The sequence below is a fragment of the Pelagicoccus sp. SDUM812005 genome (genome assembly GCF_031127875.1).
In the GTDB taxonomy this organism is placed as follows: domain Bacteria; phylum Verrucomicrobiota; class Verrucomicrobiia; order Opitutales; family Opitutaceae; genus Pelagicoccus.
The window spans coordinates 155,525-170,920 of record NZ_JARXIA010000007.1 but is presented as its reverse complement, the minus strand read 5'-3'; the positions used below and the strand labels follow the sequence as shown (position 1 = coordinate 170,920).

The following is a 15,396-nucleotide window of genomic DNA, read 5'->3' as shown; positions in this document are numbered from 1 at the left end:
TTTTATATTAAACCATTTCTTTGATACGATTTTTGGCGACTGTCTTGATAATGCTGGAGCGATACTTCTCTCCACGCGCCATAGACACCGCAAAGTGCTTCGCCTGCTCGAACTCAATCTTAGCCGGCAAGGGCGGCTCCTGCTTATCGACGACCGCGTCGATCACCACTGGGCCATCCACCGCGAACGCCTCGTCGAGCACACGCCCACAATCCTTCGGATCCTCGATCCTGAATCCTCTGCCGCCACAGGCTTCCGCAAACTTCGCGAAGTCGATCGGATGCAGGTCGCAGCCGTATTCCGGGTTTCCGAGAAATACCATCTGCTCCCACTTGATCTGACCCAACGTGTTGTTGGAAATAACGATAATCTTAATCGGCAAACGGTAGCGAACGGCAGTTGCGAACTCAGCCATCAACATCGAAAATCCACCGTCGCCCACGAAGGCCACGCATTGACGATCTGGATACGCGAGCTGCGCCGCAATGGTGTACGGCAATCCGTTCGCCATAGACGCCAAAGTGCCGGAAAGGGAGAACAGCTGGCCTCGCTTGGCCTGGATCTGCCGCGCCCACCAGGAAGTGATCGTGCCGGAGTCGGAACTTACCACCGCGTTTTCCTCGAGCCGCTTTCCGAGCTCCCAAGCAACGACCTGCGGTTTCATGGGAACGTCTTCGCGCTCGCCCCGCTTTTGCATCAGTTCCCACCATGCGGCGCTAGCCTTCTGAGCCTTCTCGAGGAAGGAGCGATCCTGCTTTTCCTCTACCAGCGGCAGGAGAGCCGCTAAGGTTCGGGCGCTGTCTCCCAGCAAACCGACATCCGCCGGGAAACGCAGACCAATTCGCGTCGCATCGATATCGATCTGCACGCATTTCGCCTGCGTCGCCTTCGGCAAAAATTCCATATACGGAAACGAGCTGCCCACGATGAAGAGCGTATCGCAATTTTGCATCGCCTCCTCCGATGGAAGCGTACCCAAAAGACCGATACCGCCCGTGGTCATGGGATGGTCGTCAGGCACGCAGGCCTTACCCAAAAGCGCTTTCACAATAGGAGCGCCCAGCTTTTCAGCGATCGCGATCAGCTCGTCGGTCGCTCCCAGAGCTCCCTGCCCCGCGAGGATAACAACCTTCTTGCCGCTGTTCAAAACCGCAGCCGCTTTCCGTAGCTGCTCCTCCGCAGGCAATTCCCGGCGCTGCCCCGTCCTCGCGAGGTAATACCGATCCACGTTTCGCTTCGAAGCCGTGTCCGCCGCCAAGGGCATAGACTGAAAATCGACTGCGAAATTGATATGGGCCACACCTCGCTTCGCGAGGGCGTTTCGACAGGCCAGGTGCGTGACCCCTTCCACATGCTTCGGTCCCATTATACGGGTATTATAGACCGCCACGTCCATGAAAACCTTGTCCAAGTTTACATCCTGCTGGGAATGCTGGTCGATCAAATCATGGAAGTGATGCCCCGTAATGGCCAGCACCGGAGCGCCATCCAGCTTCGCGTCGTACAAACCGTTCAGGAGATGGATTCCGCCCGGTCCGGAGGTTGCCAGGCAGACCCCAAGCCGTCCCGTATACTTGGCGTATCCGACCGCCATAAATGCGGCCGCCTCTTCATGCCGCACCTGAATAAAACGTATTTTATCCTCACGCGTTCGCAGGGCTTCCATCAAACCATTTATGCCATCGCCGGGCATGCCGAACACGATATCGACCCCCCAATCTATCAAGCACTCTATCATTACGTCCGCTGCCGTGGTTTTACTCATACTGATTCCTTCCTTTTATATTTCCTAAAACCTTTCTGCAGGTTCGTTGCCAATTTTCCCAAACGCGCCCCGACTCCCAAAGCTCCGCAGCTCCACGCCTCCTCCCCTCACGCAACGCTTATAACAAGCCCCATGCGACCCCGGACCCAGTATGCAAACCGCACAGCGAGCATCTGCAGAATGGCACGGTCTCCATCTCCCTCGCGGCCTGCGATAATGCCTCTAAAAAAAGTTCGCCGTCTCACCGGCTCCCCGCCCCTTCCCTGCGGCATGGCGTATGCAAAGCGTCAAGCTCACTCCCTAAACCCTAGGGACAAGCAGAAACCAACTAAGGAATCATAAAGTAAAAGCTATGGACACTAAACTACACGAACTATTCATCGACCAACTCCGCGACGCCTACGACGCGGAACATCGCATCCTCGAGGCCTTGCCGAAAAAGATCAAAGCAGCCCAATCCGAGGAACTGCGTTCGGGACTCGAGCAACACCTCGCCGAAACGCAAGAGCAGGTAAACCGACTCGAAAAGGTATTCACCAGCCTCGACATCGAGGCAAAGCGCAATACCTGCGAGGCGACCAAGGGCTTGATAAAGGAAGCCGAGGAACTGCTCTCCGACTTCGAAGGCTCGTCCGCGATCGACGCCGCTATCGTCTGCGCCGGTCAAAAGATCGAGCACTACGAAATCGCCACCTACGGCTGCCTCTGCACCTGGGCCAAGCAAATGGGGCACGACGAAGCATTCGTCCTCCTGCACGAAACCCTCGAGGAAGAAAAGGCCGCCGACGAGATCCTCAGCCGAGCCGCTATCGGCGAGGCCAACCTCGTCGCGAACGACCAATAATCTAATCGCAAAATCCAACTCAGAGCCCTGTCTCCCAAACGGAGACAGGGCTTTTTTATTAATAATAAATCACCGAGGGGCGACACATCTCTAGCATCCAGCAGAATACGCTAAAAACGAAAGCCCGCCGACTCACGTCGACGGGCTCTTTTAGGTAACGCTGCGCTTTTGCAGCAACCTTTGCTCAACTGTCGCTCCAGCACGCGCCGCATTCGCCCCTAACGAACGCGGAGGCGCAGAGCAACGTCATCATACATCAGAGATAATCATGTTCCCTTGCCCTATTCCCCTTCGGGCTTTTCTACCCATTCGATCACGCCGCAGGCAATGCGCGGTCCGGCATTGCCGGAAGGTTGCGACTGGTAGTCGTCCGCGTTGGCGTGCACCACCACGGCCTTGCCGATGATGGAAGCCGGACCATCGAAGCGCAGATGTTCGTCCACTCGCACGTACATAGCGCTTCCCGCTTCGGTGGTTTCCAGATTGCCCAGGTCTCCCACGTGACGCTTGTCGGCCATCGGGCCGGCGTGCGTTTCGTTATTCGGGTTGAAGTGCCCTCCTGCCGAACTCGCGTCCGGCGCCGAGCAGTCACCCGTTTCATGAATGTGGAATCCATGTCGGCCGTTCACAGAAAGATTTCGTATATCCGCGATCACCCGGATTCCCTCGGATTCCTGCACGAAAGTCACGACTCCCTCCGCCGTATTTCCTTCCGTAGGCGACAAGCGAGCTTCCGCAATGCGACGCACCTTCGGGTCCACATCATCTGAGCTCACAGGATCGTTAACAGGTTCTCCCTTGCAGCCCGCCAACAGGGCGGCTCCCGCAACAGCAGAGGCGCCTGCGAAGCGCAGCCAGGTAGAACGTTTCATAAGTTGATGAATAAACATGATAATAATAGGTTTAGGTTGCACGTTAGTAGATAGGATATTCTTCCCGCCCGCCTTGCGGATGGGGAACTTTCGTTAAGCGACCGATCCTTCGGCCGGAACCTTCGCTTCCTTCGCCTTCCTTTTTCCCTTCGCCCCTTTGGCGGATTCCGGAAAGCCAACGACGTCCAGCAATTCGAGCGTTGCGCCTGCAACAAACAGGTCCTCGCCCAACAGCTGGCCCAACTGCGAGCTCCCGCCGAGCAACTCCGCAGCCTTGCGGCATGCCTCGTCGATCTCGCACTCGAACTCGCGCAATTGACCTTGAGGCGGCTCGCTGTCGTACAAGGTGGCCGCGCACAACACCGCGGAACGGGGACGATTCCAGCCCACTTCCTCCAACCTTGGCTCGGCGCCGTTTCGCTGGATCAATTCGATCAAGCAGTCCGCCCGGTCCTGGTGCAGCTGCAGCAACGCGTCGTAATCGGGCGAACCCAAGTCCCTGCCCAATAGGGTTACTGCCAGGCTGTAAACCTCGATTGCCGCTCGTTCGTGGCACAACAATTCGTTCGCCTTCACTACGAGCCCCTTAAGTTCATCCGCGTTGTTCATCCCCAGCGATACGCATTTACGATGCCAACCTCCTTCCGCCCCGCCTTCATTCTCAAGAGCCTTCCATTCGCCCCCGCAGCGCCAAGCCCGCTCGCTCCGCCCGCAATGCAAATCGCATAAAAGCGAAGCCGCTAAGATGCGATTAGCCACGCCGACCTCTCAGTTCGCTCGCAACTCCTAGGGCTTGTCGCCCTAAAACGCTGGCGCAGCTTCTGCGGCCCATATCCCTGCCAGACCGCCGCCTTGCAATGACTGTATCCGAAAAAAAGTACACCTTCCCCCAGCTCGAACGCCCGCTGCTGGTGTGGGACGGCGACTGCGGATTCTGCAAACGCTGCGTCCGCACCTGGCGCCGTTGGACCAAGGGAGCGATCGACGACTGTACCTACCAAAGCGGCGGCTATCCCAAGACGGGGCCCTACCGACCCGATTTCCAGAAACGCATCTACCTGTTCGAACCAAATGGATACATCTACTCCGGCGCCGCGGCCGCCTTCCGCTCTCTGCAGAGCGCCCGACTTCGCTTCCTGGACCGCTGGTACCGCAGTTCGCCCCGATTCGCGGCCCTGAGCGAACGGGCCTACGCCTTCGTGGCCAAACACCGCTCCGCCTTCTCCAAGGTCTTTTAGCGAAACACGATCGCCCCCCTCTACAGGGCGCTCACCGCAAGGTATCCCACTCCAAAGGTCGCTCCGATGGCGACCAGAGCGAGCATCCCGTCATGGGCGATCAAGGCGAGTCCGTAGGCCGTCAAAGCCGCGCCCGCCGTCGTCGCCAAAAAGGGTAGCAGCTCCAAGGGCGGCATAGTAGCCCCCACCAACACGCACAGCACCGCCATCAAGTAAGCCCCGCCACCACGGGTTAGAAAAGTCAGTCTCGGCCTGAGAAATCGGTCCACGAAGCGTCCGGCGGGCAGCAACACCTTCAAGGCCTTCGCGAACTTGTCGGAGGGAATCGAACGCCGCAGCAGGCGCTTCGGTATCCAAAAATGCTTTCGTCCCACCAATAGCTGTCCCGCTACCAACACCACCACGATCCCTAGGATCGAGGGAATCGTCGGTATGCCGCTCAAGGGAGACATCGCGACCAGCCCTACCAACAGCACGATCGGCCCGAAGGACCGCCGTCCCACGGCTTCCATCATCGACTCCACCGTCACCGACTCCCCCGAGTCTGCCGCCTCGATCAGCCGATCCAGCATCTCCTCCAGACCCTTCGGTGGTTCATCGCAAATCGCATTTTCCATAGCTTGCTTCCCTCGCAGTCCCCGCGCCAGCCTCCCTCGCCTTCGTCCTTCGCTGCGCAATGCAGTCCTTTCGCGAATGCCCCTAGGCTCGTAAACGGAGCCCTTCACTTGGCCCGAAAACTGCAAATTCGGCCGCATGTCCGCTACGTCTGAATCATGCGAAACAAATAAGCTGCAAAACGAGCTCGCGCCCGTCGATTCCTACTGGAGAGCAGCCAACTTCCTTTCGGCCGCCCAAATCTACCTTAAAGAAAACTCTTTGCTGCGAGAGCCTCTTGCTCCTCACCAGCTCAAGCCCCGACTCCTTGGCCACTGGGGCACCTGCCCCGGCCTCACCTTTATCTACGCCCACCTCAACCGCGTCATCCGCAAGACCGAATCCCGCTGCCTCTTCCTGGCCGGTCCCGGACACGGCGGGGCCGCCGTCAACGCCTGCGCCTTCCTGGATCGCGCCTACGAAATGACGTATCCCGATTTTCCCTACCGCGCAGAAGGCGTGGAAAAGCTGGTTACAGCCTTCTCATGGCCCGGCGGATCTTCCAGCCACGTTTCGCCCTACACGCCGGGATCGATCCACGAAGGCGGCGAACTCGGCTACGCTCTCGCCCATGCCTTCGGGGCCGTGCTCGACAAGCCCGATCTGGTCGCAGTTTGCGTGGTCGGCGACGGAGAAGCGGAAACGGGCCCGACCGCCACCTCCTGGCACGCCAACAAGTTCCTGAACCCTCAGTGCGACGGCGCCGTCCTGCCAATCCTCCATCTCAACGAATACAAGATCGCCAGCCCTTCCCTCTTCTCCGCCCTAAGCGCGGAGGAGCTCGAACACCTGTTTCGCGGCTACGGCTACGAACCGCGCTTCGTCGAAGGCGACCAGCCCGCAGCCATGCACCAAACCATGGCCCAGACCCTCGACCAATGCTTCCAGAACATTAAGGCGATCCGCGAGCAGGCCGCCAACCGCCAGCCCGGCCAACGCCCTCGCTGGCCCTTGATCATCCTGCGAACGCCGAAGGGATGGACCGGTCCCCAGTCGCTCGACGGCCAACCGGTAGAAGGCTCCTACCGCTCCCACCAAGTTCCCCTAGCCGACGTCCACAGCGATAGGACCCAACTGGAGCAACTGGCGACCTGGCTGCAAAGCTACCGCCCCGACGAACTCTTCGACGACCACGGGGTCCCCAGCGAACTCGTGCAGGCAAACCTCCCTCCCGAAGGGCTGGCCATGAGCCTCTGCCCGGAGACGAACGGAGGCAACGCTCTGACGGACCTGATCCTTCCCGACCTCGGCGCCCACGCCAAGCCTCTCTCCGAGCCGGGCCAAGCTTCCGCGAATCCCTCCCAAACCGTTGGGATCTATCTACGCGATGTCGTATCCAATAATCCTGACAATTTCCGCATTTTCTCGCCAGACGAGTTCGAGTCGAACCGCCTCGACCCCGTATTCGAAAACACCGATCGGGTGTGGATGCGCAAACCGGAGGAAGGCGATACGGACCTCGCTCCCAAGGGTCGCGTCATGGAAGCTCTCAGTGAACACCTGTGTCAGGGATGGCTAGAAGGTTACCTGCTCACCGGCCGCCACGGCCTTTTCTCAAGCTACGAAGCCTTCATCCACATCGTCGACTCCATGGTCAACCAATACGCGAAATGGATCAAAGTCAGCAAGGAGACCAAGTGGAGAACGCCGCTCGCGTCGCTCAACTACTTGCTCTCCTCCCACGTCTGGCAACAGGACCATAACGGCTTCACCCACCAGGCCCCCGGCTTCCTGAACCATCTGCTCAACCAAAAGGCCGGACTCACCCACATCTACCTGCCACCCGACGCCAATACCCTCCTATACACCGTCGCCCACTGCCTCGGCAGCCGCAATTCCATCAACGCAATCGTCACCGGCAAAAAGGACGCTCCCCTCTGGTTCGGTCCGGAGGAGGCCCAAGCCCATTGCCAAGAAGGCCTCGGACGCATCGGCTGGGCGGGGAACCTCAACGAGGACGAAACGCCAGAGATCGTGCTCGCCTGCGCCGGCGACGTGCCGACTCTCGAAACGATCGCCTGCGCCGCGTTGCTCAAGCAACAAGCCCCCAACATCCGCTTCAGCGTTATCAACATCGTCGACCTCCTTTGTATCCAACATTCGGATCAGTATATCAACGGCAAGAGCCACGCCGCATTCGAAGCCCTCTTTCCAAAGGACGTTCCGGTGGTATTCGCTTTCCATGGCTACCCGAGCCTCGTCCATCAACTTCTCCACGAGCGCCGCAACAACCGACGCTTCGACGTTCACGGCTACTTGGAGGAAGGAGGCACCACCACTCCCTTCGACATGCTGGTAAGCAACAAGCTGGATCGATACAGCTTAATGAACGCAGTTGCCCACGCCCTCCCGGACCATTCCGACGCCAACCGCCTCGCCGATTTCGCCGCCTTGCACCTCGACCGCCATGCAAACTACATTCGCCTCCACGGCGCCGACATGCCGGAGGTTTCCGACTTCCGAGCTAAAAACCCTGCTTAGAGCATATTTCGTTTCATCTTTCGCATAAGGTAGGGCGGGACCGCCGGGCACGCCGCGTTTCCCTCATCACACAGTACGGCTAACTAAACGAAAAACGCTCTAGCGGGCGCGAAAAGCCACCATTCAAGCAACCCTGCGACCACGGTTCTCTACAGCACCAGGCGATCGCTCGTCCGCTCGACCTCCACGCGACCCGGCGCCGCACGCCAGATAATCCGGGCCCCCGGCTTATTCTGCACGTACTTGTATATCCACTTCATAAATACAGAAAGGCGATTCCTCATTCCCACCAAGGTGACCAAGTGAATTGCCAGCCAAGCGAACCAGGCCACAAAACCGGAAAACTCGCGCCCCATGGCAGATGCCACCGCTCGGCTCCTCCCAATCGTAGCCATCTGCCCCTTGTCCCTGTACACGAAGGACTCGCGCTCTGCGGCCTCGCCTTGGCTGCGGCCCCTCGTTATCTCCGCCTGGATGAGTTTCGCTGCATGCTTCGCCATCTGGATTGCCGCCGGAGCCACCCCCGGCACCTGCTTCCCTTTCGCATCTTCCAAGGCAGCGATGTCCCCGATCGCAAAGACGTTCGCGTACCCCGGCAAGCTGCAGTCAGGCTCCACCTTCAAGCGACCTCCCTTCGCTTTCGGCGTATCAAGTTTCTCCACCACCGGATTCGCGGAAACTCCAGCCGTCCAAATGATGTTCTCCGCTTCGATCTCAAAATCTTCCAATACCACCTTGCGGGCTTGGATATCCTCCACCTTCTTGCCTGTCATCACTTGCACACCGAGCCCCTCCAGCTGACGCTTAGCGCTGGCTGACAGAGATTCTGAATACATCGGCAAAACGCGATCCGCAACATCGACCAAGATTACGCGAGCCTGCTTCGGATTGATTCGACGAAAATCCCTCCTGAAGTACCGATGTGTCAATTCCGCCAAAGCCCCCGCCATCTCCACGCCCGTTGGACCTCCGCCGATAACCACGGCGCTCATCAACCTACGCCGTTCCGCGTTGTCCTCCGCAAGGTTTTCGGCCATCTCGAAGGCGCCGAGCACTTCGTTGCGAATCCGGTGAGCGTCGGCCAAGGTTTTCAGTCCGGAAGCGTGCTTCTCCCAATCATCCTTGCCGAAGTAATTGGTGCGCCCGCCTAGGGCAATCACGAGATAGTCGTAGCTCAGGCTCTGATGCGGGGTCCTTACCAAACTCTTTTCCAGATCGATGTCCCGCACCTCATCCATCAAGACCTGCACTTCTTTCCGCTTGGAAAAAAGAGTCCTCAAAGGCTCCGCTATATCGGGAGCAGCAAGTCCCGCCGTAGCGACTTGGTAAAGAAGAGGCTGGAAGAGGTGATGGTTCTCCTTGTCGATGAGCGTTATCTCTACGCCGGGGCAATCAAAGGCTTTGACGAACGCAAGCCCTCCAAATCCGCCCCCTAAAACTAATATCCTTTTTCTTACGCCTTCCATATCACCGTGGCTCCTCGTTGCTGGTTTAATGTTTAGCTTAACCTAAGGGCGGCTGATCCAGTGCAAAACGCCTTCTTGCTACGACACATTGCAACAGGAACAGCCGCCCCGATCTTAAGCTATATCAACGCCCTTCCGTTACAGGCGCCGGCTCCACGTGATCCGGTTCGTTCGGCTCAATCAGGAGCTGATGGGCAATGAAATACAGCACAATCAGCCCCATTCCGACTAAGATCAAAGGGATACCCAGTTTTCTAGCTTTTCGTTCTTCTTCTCCCATAGCCTTACACCTAGCTAATACGATGCCACAGTCTCCGCTTCGCAATACGCAAGGGCTCTAGATACAACACCTCTCTCCCTCGCTAGCGGCGTATCCTTACCCTATAACAATGCCCAAATAGAAATCCGTTCTATCGCATTTTAAGGCATCATCGCATCGATCGGCGCCGATTTAGCTACTGGGAAAGCAAAGCATAAAACCAAAACGATCAACCTTGTAGAACCGTGAAAGAACTTAATAGATACGTAAAGAGAATCGCCCTCCCTGTCGCCCTCGCTGCCATTGTCATGGTGGGCGCCAATATGATCTACCGAGCAGCGACCGCCGACCCAGAGCAAGGAGAGCCCTCCCCTACCGCTGAAGCCAATGCCGCTTCGGTAGCCAACGAAGCCCCCGCCCAGCAGCCACAAGGAGAGAACTCCGAGCTAGCCCCGCAAGATCGGAACAATGAAATCGCCGCCTTGCGACTCACCTTGGACAAGCTGGACCAAACCGCTCCCGAACAGCCTTCGCAAGAAATCGAATCCCTGCGCAAGGAGGCAAACCAAAAGGTTTCAGCACTCGAGGACGCGGACCCGAAAAATTGGTTGGCCCTGCGTGACGACGCCTACGAAACCGTACAGGAATACGCGACGGCAGTGGGTCAAACCAAGGAATAACTGAATCGCTACAACGCACCCAGCTCATCAACCCCTACGCATTATGTTCACTTGGCACGTCTTCGCAGTCCTCGCTTTTATAGCAATCGCAATCGTCGTCGCTTCCTTTCTCAAGCAAAGAAAGCGACCCCACGAACGCACTCCCTTCGAGCGCGGCGTCACCTTCGACAAGCCCCAAGACGAAGGGGCCCAACCGCTTCCCAAGACGAAGCGTCAAAGCGCCCAACGCAATTCCCCCTCGACGCCTCAGCGAAAAGCCTAAACGGACCAAACGCAACCGCCTCGCGGCAACCTATTTAATCCAACCAAAGCAATAGCTAACAACCATGCAAACTCAGGACCCTCAACCCAACAAAGATCCAAACACGAAACATCCCCGACCGGACTTTCCTTCCAGCACGCAAGAAATGCCCGGGAGCGAATACGAAATGCAGCCCAAGGCAGACCACGGGGAAGAGACCTACCGCGGCTGCGAAAAGCTGTCAGGACGCGTCGCCCTCATAACCGGAGGCGACAGCGGTATCGGCCGGGCCATCGCGATCGCCTACGCCCGCGAGGGAGCCGACGTCGCCTTCACCTACTTGAGCGAGGACGAAGACGCCCGCGCCACCGAAAACCTGATCATCGACAGCGGCCGCAAAGCCCTGCCCATTCGCTCCGACCAAAGCGAAAAAGCCAATTGCGTTTCCGCCGTCGAACAAGTGGTCGAGCAATTCGGACGCATCGACATCCTCGTCAACAACGCTGCCTTCCAAAAAACCTACGAATCCATCCAGGAAATACCCGAGGACGATATTCGCCATGTATTCAAAACCAATATCGAAGCCTTTTTCCACCTCACCCAGTCCGCGGTTCCTCACATGAGGCCGGGTAGTTCCATTATCAATACGACCTCTATCCAAGCGTTCTCGCCGAGCTCGTACCTCGCGCCCTACGCCGCGACCAAGGCTGCCATCGCGAACTTCACCCAGTCGCTCGCCCAAGAGCTCATCGATAAGGGAATCCGCGTTAACGCCGTGGCGCCCGGCCCGGTCTGGACTCCGCTCATTCCCGCTACCATGCCGCCCGATGCCGTCGAATCCTTCGGGAAGAACACCCTCTTCGGGCGACCCGCCCAACCCGCCGAGCTGGCTCCTGTCTATGTCTTCCTCGCCTCCGAGGAAGCGAGCTACATCACCTCCGAAATCTACGGAGTGACGGGCGGACGGAAACAACTCTAAACCCATTCAAAGCAAAGCCGACTTCCCCTTTACGCGGGGAAGTCGGCTTCTGCGACTTTGACGATGAAGGTTGACGCTCCCTATCCTAGACAGCGTCGCCCCTTACTTGCTTAGCTTGCCGCGTCACGCTGAGCAACCCTTCCTCGAAGGCATCCACAAACTTCTGGATCCCCTCTTCCTCCAAGTCCTGGGCCACCGCTTCAAGGTCGATTCCCAAACTGCAAAGCTTTTCGAAAACGCCTTCAGGTTCTTCGTCGCGCCGCTCGATCGCGTCCTTCTCCACCGTTCCCAGCTTCGCGAAGGCCTCCGCTGTGGATTCCGGCATGGTATTCACCGTTTCCTTTCCAACGAGCGCGTCTACGTAGTAACTTTCCGGATACCGATCATCCTTCACGGAGGTGCTCGCCCACAACAATCGCTGCGGCCTGGCACCCTTAGACTCAAGGGCGTCCTTCCAAGCGTTTCCTTCCCTCAAATCCTTGAAATCCGAATACGCGGTTCGAGCCAGAGCGATCGCCGCCTTGCCCCGCAAGGCCTCGGCAAGCTCCAATTCGGAGGGCGAAACGGCAGCCGCCTCCAAAAGCCCGTCGACCTTGGCGTCGACCCGGCTCAGGAAAAAGCTCGCCACCGAGGCGAGGCGATCCACTTCGCGGCCCTCCTTTTCCCGGCGCCTCAAAGCCCGCAGGTAACACGCCGCAACCTCGCGATACCGAGATACGGAAAAGATGAGCGTGATGTTTACGTTGATCCCCTCTACCAAGGCTTCTTCGATCGTCGGAAGGCAGTCTACGGTGGCTGGGATCTTTATCATCGCATTCGGGCGATTCACCTTCTTCCAAAGACCTCTCGCTGCCACGAGGGTCGCTTCGGCTTCCCGAGCCAAGCGCGGGTCGACTTCAATACTGACATAGCCGTCCCGGCCCTCCGTATCCCGATACAAATTCTCGAATTCATCACAGGCGCGTTGCACGTCCGAGACCATCAGGGCTTCGTAAATCGACTCGCTGGATTCGCCCTTGGCCACGAGGCTTTCGATCTCCTCGTTGTACAAGGTCCCAGATCGTACCGAGTCCGAAAACGTTTTGGGATTGCTGGTTATGCCTCGCAGGCCCTCTCCTTGGATGCGAGCGGACAATTCTCCATTGTGCAACATCTCTCGCGTCAAATTGTCTAGCCAATAGCTCTGTCCACACTCCGCTAGCTTCCACAAGCGAACCGTATCGATTCCTTCCGAATTCATCATCTTACTTGTATCTCCTTTTTCATTACTTCCCTGAATGGATTTCGGGATCCGCTCCATCGCCTTGGTTGAGCACCTGCGTCGAACCCAAGCCCGACCCGCTCCCATCCAAATCGACAGATCCCCCTCTATCCATAACGCGCGCATCCACGCTCAATTCCTTGGCGGCCTTCTCGAAATCTTCGCTCTCCGGAGCTCCGGGGCGGCTTTCGAGTGCTGCCAGCTCCATAGCCCGCTCCACCACCAAGGCCTTCTCGGGCTCGCCGATATGCGTACTCGCAATTCGAATACGCTCGCCGTTTTCCAGATCGATATCGATCTCTTGACCTTCCTTGTCCTTCATCTCCATCTCCCCCTTTACCTCTTCCAAACTTGATGCCACGGGCTCACGCCCCCGCAAAGAGACGCGAAACGCATCCGCTCGGACCCGTTTCGCCCTACGGCAATTCTATTGGCCTAGCGATACGCAGCGAGGTGATCAGCCAAGTGCTCCACGATGGCCCGACAAAAATCGGGAAGATCGTCCGGATTACGGCTCGTCACCAAATTACCATCGACCACTACCGAGTCGTCCACCCATTGCGCTCCCGCATTCCTGAGGTCGGCTTCTATCGAGTGGTATCCAGTCATCTTGCGGCCCCGCACCACATTGGCGCTGACCAGGATCTGAGGCCCGTGACAGATAGCGTAGACCGGCTTGTCGTGCTCGAAAAACAATCGCACGAAATTCAATACTTCCGGCTTCGCTCTCAAGGTATCTGGATTCATGACTCCGCCTGGTAGCAGGAGGGCGGCGTAGCTCGCTTCGCTCGAGCTGGACAATACCTTGTCCACGGGGAAGCGATCCGCCTTTTCGCCGTGATTCACTCCTTGCACCTCTCCCTCCTCGAGAGAAATGACTTCCACCGTGGAGCCAGCCTTTTCCAAGGCTGCCTTAGGATCCACGAACTCAACCTGCTCAAATCCGTCAGCCACTAAAAGGGCCACCTTCGTTCCTGATAATTCAATCATAGTATTATATTCTCCCATTCTATATTTCTAGTTATCGACCCACGGAATCCATCCGTTAAAGGTCGCTACAAAGCCTGCAAATGCCGCGCCACTAGGGGATCCAAACAAATGCTATAACGACTTATCCAGCGGCGCCTTTTTCTTCTTCAGCAGCCACCCTTCGAAGCGATGCAACAACCGCAGCAACACTACGCTGGACAAGGTCAGCGCCACCGCGAACACCCAAAGGTTCACCGCGGACGCGATGCCGATCGTCCCGCAGAAAAGAAGGGAGGCCGCCGTGGTCAAACCATGCACCGTCATCTTCTTCTCCTTTTGGATGATGGTGCCCGCCCCTAGAAACGCGATCCCGGTCACCACCGCCCCGATCGTTCGGAACGGATCCGCCTCCACCAGCTCCGAGAGCCCGTCCTGCGCGTACCATCGCACCAGGTATTCACCCACGTTGACCAACACGGACGAGGCGCCCGCGACGAGCATGTGAGTTCTAAATCCCGCCGGCCGATCGTTGAGCTCCCGCTCCAGGCCGATGACTCCGCCAAGGGCCATGGCTCCGAAAACCTTAAGCAGGAGAACGATCTGCTCCTCGACGCTCGCTACCTCTATCAGAACATCCATTCAAGCCACAGGCTTCCGGCCCGCCCTATCGTGTTCCTCGCTGGCTCCTAGTTCGAAAAGGACCACTTCTCCTGCATGGCGACCTCATCGGCGAGCTCGCTCACGAGGTTCAAGGTCTGCGAGTGGCCGAACAAGTCCTTGTAAAATAAGCAGCAGGACTTCAACTGGCCCACGATCTCGATCGCCTTCGAACGACTCAAGCCGCCATCGTCAGCCAGTCGGCGCAAGCTGGCAATGCCTTCGAGAATCGCCCCGCGCAACGCGAACGGCAACCAGAACTCCTTCTCCAACGCTTTCGCGATCCTGACGATCCAAGCGACGCAATCCGACAAGCTTCGGATGCGCGTTTCACGACTGTACGGGGGCGCCATCCGTCCCCGATCTTTATTGCGGATATCGATTTCTGGAGTGCTGCAAGCCGACGAGCGTAGTAGGTTCATTCGCGTTGGGTTGATGGTTAGTTGGTACAGGAAATCCCAGACCTTGGAGGCATGCCAAAGTCGAGGGCCCGCTTAACTACAAAAATCGCGCCAAATCCCCTATACGCCGGTTTCCTTCTCAGTCAGCGCCCCCACCAGCCCCCTTAACAAAGGAATAACGCGCGAACAAAAAAATGCCTTCCCAGTCCGCACCCTCGAAGCTAGCCGCTTACGGGTAACAAATTGCCACTTTCCTTATTGCATCTCGCACTTACCAAGCTCGCGGCGAAACGAGGCGCCCATTCCAGAGGCCAGCGGTGTTTCGATACAAAGCTCGTGACCTGACCTAGGAGCGCGACCTAGCAAGGTTCCGAGACAACCCCGGCGCGGCGGAACGCCCGGTAAACCCTTTCGCTTCACCGCCGCCTTGAAATTCCGCGCCCCCTGCCAACGCTGCCCCCTTTTACCTCGATCCGCGTAAAGCGGCGACCTCATTGTTTATCCGGGTACAATAAAGTGTTTCCCCTTCGCAAAGCGCACCAAAATAGAGGGAACACGCATGCGAAAAGCATGCATCCGCTCCCGGCGCCTTTAGCAAATATAAGTTTCTACTATATAGCAGAGGGCCT

Annotated in this window: 16 protein-coding genes; 6 read left to right on the top strand and 10 right to left on the bottom strand. The window is 57.7% G+C overall.

Annotation, left to right across the window (positions count from 1 at the left end; all coding sequences use genetic code 11):
• Positions 1-7 precede the first annotated feature (7 nt).
• On the bottom strand, positions 8-1,765 hold the full coding sequence (locus tag QEH57_RS10520) for a thiamine pyrophosphate-dependent enzyme (protein WP_309006697.1): 1,758 nt from the start codon (positions 1,763-1,765) through the stop codon (positions 8-10).
• Positions 1,766-2,117: 352 nt separating this feature from the next.
• Here QEH57_RS10520 and QEH57_RS10515 point away from each other — a divergent pair, with 352 nt between their 5' ends.
• Positions 2,118-2,609 (top strand): ferritin-like domain-containing protein, encoded by a 492-nt coding sequence (locus tag QEH57_RS10515; protein WP_309006696.1) that lies wholly within the window; start codon positions 2,118-2,120, stop codon positions 2,607-2,609.
• A 281-nt stretch (positions 2,610-2,890) separates the two neighbouring features.
• Here QEH57_RS10515 and QEH57_RS10510 read toward each other — a convergent pair whose 3' ends face one another.
• The gene (locus QEH57_RS10510) at positions 2,891-3,481 is read right to left on the bottom strand and encodes a superoxide dismutase family protein (protein ID WP_309006695.1); all 591 of its coding nucleotides are present in this window, start codon (positions 3,479-3,481) and stop codon (positions 2,891-2,893) included.
• Between the two features lie 93 nt (positions 3,482-3,574).
• Complete coding sequence (locus tag QEH57_RS10505; RefSeq protein ID WP_309006694.1) at positions 3,575-4,090, bottom strand: hypothetical protein; 516 nt, start codon at positions 4,088-4,090, stop codon at positions 3,575-3,577.
• A 248-nt stretch (positions 4,091-4,338) separates the two neighbouring features.
• On the opposite strand from QEH57_RS10505, the gene QEH57_RS10500 reads away from it, so the two are divergent.
• Positions 4,339-4,719, top strand: coding sequence for a DCC1-like thiol-disulfide oxidoreductase family protein (locus QEH57_RS10500; RefSeq protein WP_309006693.1), 381 nt, complete (start codon positions 4,339-4,341; stop codon positions 4,717-4,719).
• 20 nt (positions 4,720-4,739) lie between these two features.
• Here QEH57_RS10500 and QEH57_RS10495 read toward each other — a convergent pair whose 3' ends face one another.
• Entirely contained in the window at positions 4,740-5,336 is a 597-nt protein-coding gene (locus QEH57_RS10495; protein WP_309006692.1) for an exopolysaccharide biosynthesis protein, read from the bottom strand.
• A gap of 136 nt (positions 5,337-5,472) precedes the next feature.
• On the opposite strand from QEH57_RS10495, the gene QEH57_RS10490 reads away from it, so the two are divergent.
• Entirely contained in the window at positions 5,473-7,854 is a 2,382-nt protein-coding gene (locus tag QEH57_RS10490; RefSeq protein WP_309006691.1) for a phosphoketolase family protein, read from the top strand.
• Positions 7,855-8,003: 149 nt separating this feature from the next.
• Here the strand turns inward: QEH57_RS10490 and QEH57_RS10485 are convergent, their stop codons facing one another.
• The gene (locus QEH57_RS10485; protein WP_309006690.1) at positions 8,004-9,320 is read right to left on the bottom strand and encodes an NAD(P)/FAD-dependent oxidoreductase; all 1,317 of its coding nucleotides are present in this window, start codon (positions 9,318-9,320) and stop codon (positions 8,004-8,006) included.
• Between the two features lie 504 nt (positions 9,321-9,824).
• Between QEH57_RS10485 and QEH57_RS10480 the strand changes: the two genes are divergently transcribed.
• From QEH57_RS10480 to QEH57_RS10470, 3 genes are all read left to right on the top strand, one after another.
• A complete protein-coding gene (locus tag QEH57_RS10480; protein ID WP_309006689.1) occupies positions 9,825-10,259 on the top strand; it encodes a hypothetical protein in 435 nt (144 codons plus the stop codon).
• A 43-nt stretch (positions 10,260-10,302) separates the two neighbouring features.
• Positions 10,303-10,521 (top strand): hypothetical protein, encoded by a 219-nt coding sequence (locus QEH57_RS10475; RefSeq protein WP_309006688.1) that lies wholly within the window; start codon positions 10,303-10,305, stop codon positions 10,519-10,521.
• 145 nt (positions 10,522-10,666) lie between these two features.
• Positions 10,667-11,479 (top strand): SDR family oxidoreductase, encoded by an 813-nt coding sequence (locus QEH57_RS10470; protein WP_309006687.1) that lies wholly within the window; start codon positions 10,667-10,669, stop codon positions 11,477-11,479.
• An 85-nt stretch (positions 11,480-11,564) separates the two neighbouring features.
• Here QEH57_RS10470 and tal read toward each other — a convergent pair whose 3' ends face one another.
• From tal to QEH57_RS10445, 5 genes are all read right to left on the bottom strand, one after another.
• Entirely contained in the window at positions 11,565-12,722 is a 1,158-nt protein-coding gene (gene tal, locus QEH57_RS10465) for a transaldolase (RefSeq protein WP_309006686.1), read from the bottom strand.
• A gap of 22 nt (positions 12,723-12,744) precedes the next feature.
• Positions 12,745-13,101: a hypothetical protein gene (locus QEH57_RS10460; protein ID WP_309006685.1), complete on the bottom strand. Its 357-nt coding sequence runs from the start codon at positions 13,099-13,101 to the stop codon at positions 12,745-12,747.
• Positions 13,102-13,175: 74 nt separating this feature from the next.
• Positions 13,176-13,730, bottom strand: coding sequence for a type 1 glutamine amidotransferase domain-containing protein (locus QEH57_RS10455; RefSeq protein ID WP_309006684.1), 555 nt, complete (start codon positions 13,728-13,730; stop codon positions 13,176-13,178).
• A gap of 111 nt (positions 13,731-13,841) precedes the next feature.
• Positions 13,842-14,348: an MgtC/SapB family protein gene (locus QEH57_RS10450; RefSeq protein WP_309006683.1), complete on the bottom strand. Its 507-nt coding sequence runs from the start codon at positions 14,346-14,348 to the stop codon at positions 13,842-13,844.
• 47 nt (positions 14,349-14,395) lie between these two features.
• Entirely contained in the window at positions 14,396-14,788 is a 393-nt protein-coding gene (locus QEH57_RS10445; RefSeq protein ID WP_309006682.1) for a hypothetical protein, read from the bottom strand.
• Between the last annotated feature and the right edge of the window lie 608 nt (positions 14,789-15,396).